Source organism: Bradyrhizobium sp. SZCCHNS3016 (assembly GCF_032484535.1).
GTDB lineage: Bacteria > Pseudomonadota > Alphaproteobacteria > Rhizobiales > Xanthobacteraceae > Bradyrhizobium.
Window position 1 is genome coordinate 1 of record NZ_JAUETE010000038.1, and the last position, 3,039, is coordinate 3,039.

The 3,039-nt window shown below is 60.4% G+C and carries 1 protein-coding gene; it reads left to right on the forward strand.

Annotated elements, in window-relative coordinates:
- Positions 1 to 728 precede the first annotated feature (728 nt).
- Positions 729 to 2,429, forward strand: a complete 1,701-nt coding sequence (locus tag QW881_RS32525; protein WP_315759717.1) for a hypothetical protein — start codon at positions 729 to 731, stop codon at positions 2,427 to 2,429.
- Positions 2,430 to 3,039 lie beyond the last annotated feature (610 nt).

Below are 3,039 nucleotides of genomic sequence, written 5' to 3' on the forward strand. Positions count from 1 at the left end.
AAACAAGGCACGATAGTCGTCGTGGCAACCCCACTGTCACAGAAATTATCGTGTCTCACTTAAGGGGGGCAGTCCAGGGCTGTCACCGTCGTTCCAGCTTGATGTCGATGTGATCTGTCTTTCAGCCCGCCTAGCGATTGTGCGTCTCGTCCCATGTGCTCCTGGCACGCCGGACAAGGGATCTAATGACATGCGCTGGAGCGACTCAGCCAAGGTATTTGCGGTCGTCATGGTGGTGACCGTCGCTGGAGTTCTATCGACGACCTATGTCGATCACCGATTTGCCGCGCTTGAAGCATCCATGGATGCGAGGACGAGCCCGCCACCGGCATATTCCGCTTGCGTCGGCGAGGATGGACGCTGGCAGAATTGGCCATGGGCGAACGCGCCAACGCTGTCGCCGGCGTGTCGGAATAATTGATAGACATGACGAGCCGGGACGTGCCCGAGGACGGGCGACGGGAATGACCGGTCCGGCGGACTGAATGGGAACAGCGGCCGCACCCGTGAGGCCAGTCAACTGGCGACGACCGGCCGCGGCATAGCAGGACATTGCCCGGGCGTCGGATATTCCGAGCGAGATAGGTCAGGGCTGGCGTGTCAGACGTCGCGTCATCTGGTGGCCCCGAACGCTGGGGAATAATTTCACACCTTATTCACGCCGGCGCCAGTCGGTTCGGTCCTACGATCCGATCGCAACTTCCACATCAAAGGTAGGAGTTTCGGTCATGGCTCGCCTGCGTCGCATCCTCCTATTCAATCTCGTTGCCTTGGTTGCCGGTCAACCCGCGCTCGCGCAGCCGGCGGAGACTGGCGCGCCCCAGATCGACTCGTTTGCCGTGATGCATTGGGTCATAACGGCGCTGGGAGTGGTCTTCGCGGCCCGATTGGCCTGGAAAGCCTTCGGGCGAGACGTGCCGATCGACGAGTCTCCCACCATCCCGCGTTACATGACGAACCGGTCGCAATACCTCCTCGGAGGCTTTGCATACATGCTCTTCGCTTGCGGCGTCTTCCTGATCCTGGTCCAGGAGCATCAGCCGATCCTCGCCATGACGCCGCCGGGCATCATTCCAGAGCAAATCCTGACCGCAGTAAAAGACAACTCTGCGCCGTACATCGCCGTCGTCGCCGCCATCGGGCTAGTCTACCTCTACCTTCTCACGAAAGAGGCCGAATGGAACCTGTTGCTGGGCATGCGCGACGTCATCCATCTGTGGATCAGCGTTCCGCAACTCGCGAAGGAGATCATTGCTCAGATCCGATATGGACTCCGCGTGCCTCAATGGGCCATTTCTCTGGTTATCGCGGAATCGCGAGCACTAGCCGAGGGAGACTTCCAGAAGGATTACCCGACGCCGGATCGCTTGTGGGCCGAGATCTGCTATATGAGATGGTGGTTGAAGAGGCGGCGAGACGCGGCCAACGACAACATCTTCTTTACCGAGAAAAGCTTCGGGTACGACGAACTGATCGCCGAATTCGATCAGAGGTCGCTAACGATGAAGCAGTGGAAATCCGGCTCTGCGGAAGACATCGCGATCGGCAACTTTGTCCAGAGCGTCAAGCTTCTCCACAGCCGCTTTGCCCGGCTCATTGCCTGCTATCTGATCTACCGAAACGGTTCGCGACGAGATCTCTGCAGGGAGGCGCGCGAGTTCGGCATCGACATCGCCGCGCCGGATCTGCAGAACCCGCTGCGCTACTGGATCATCTATGCCGTCACCTTGATCGCCGCTGCGCATCTCGGTGTCTACCTCTCGGCCGTGACCTTCGATATCCTCAGCGGGAAAGGCCTCGTCATGGGCCAAGAGTCGGACCGCATGCTGGCCTGGGTTCTTTATTCGATGTCGAATTTCGGCTTTGCCATCAGCCTGGTCCTGCTGCTCCGGCTGGCGGCGCATTCCCTGGGGTCGGCGATCGACCAGTCTCCCATGGTGACCTATTGCTGGACGTTCCTGATCGCCTTTCTGGCCGGGCCGTTCGGCCTCGCCCTGGCGGTACACTTTTTCGGCGAGGACGCGTCGCGAGCGCTGCCCTTCTCCGAACTCTACTTCCGGATGCTGAGGTGGGGGTTAGGGCCTGCACTCGTCTCCGTGTACATCTCCTATTACCTGGATCGGCAGACCTGCCCTGAGCTGCCCGATATCGATATGTCCGCCGGCAAGATCATCTGGCGGGCCCTCAACTGCCTCGCCTTCGCTCTCGGGGTCGTCTTCCTGCTGTTGCCCTCACTCGTGACGCTCGTCGCGCCGGAGGGCGCCGTATGGGACACGAGCAAGCTTCGCTTCCTGGCGACAGGCACAACGTTCGGCATTGCCTATGGGCTCGCCCTTGCGGCGCAGTTTGCTCTTGCCAAACCGGAGCAAAAGACGCGAGTGGATGCGAGCAGCCCGGGGACCATGAGCAATTCAGCGCCCGCCATCTAGCGTGAGCGCACTCGCGCACGCCGACTTCCTGGCGTACTGGGCCGAGAGACACAGCCGAGGCATCAAGCCTTGGCTGTGTCTCTCGACGAAAGTTCGTCGTTGCGCCACTTGGCAAGGCGCGGCCATCGTAGCGCGCTAAGGCGCGTAGCAAGCGTCATGCGGCGGTCGTGCGCTTCAAGCCGGACGCACGGACACTTCGGTCGGCAGGGCTCATGGTCGAGCCGCAGGTGCTGGCGGGATTGCGGAATGAGGGCGCGTGCGCTCGTGTTTTTGCGTGGTGCGGCCTCGTCAAGCGACGAAGGCCGTTTGTCAAGCTCACAAGCAAAACACCCATGTGCTTGCAGCATTTGGGGGCGGATCAGCGCAATCCGCCATTCTTCCATGCGGGATAATTGGTGCACTGTCGTCGCCTGAGGCAGCGGCAGGCCAGTCAGCGCGCGGAGCGCACCAGAGGCCACACCGAAAATGTGCCGGGTACGCTGGTGGGTACACTGGAGATCATTAATTTAGAAAATCACGTGATTTCATATACATTGACCTTGCCCCCAAGTTTTATCCAGATCTGAGTTCGTTCGGGCGGTTTGATGTGCCCATCTGGGCGGTCGTAGCG

Bases quoted from the DNA above. Each gene is read 5' to 3' on its own strand.
- QW881_RS32525 (WP_315759717.1), top strand. From the start codon at position 729: ATGGCTCGCCTGCGTCGCATCCTCCTATTCAATCTCGTTGCCTTGGTT.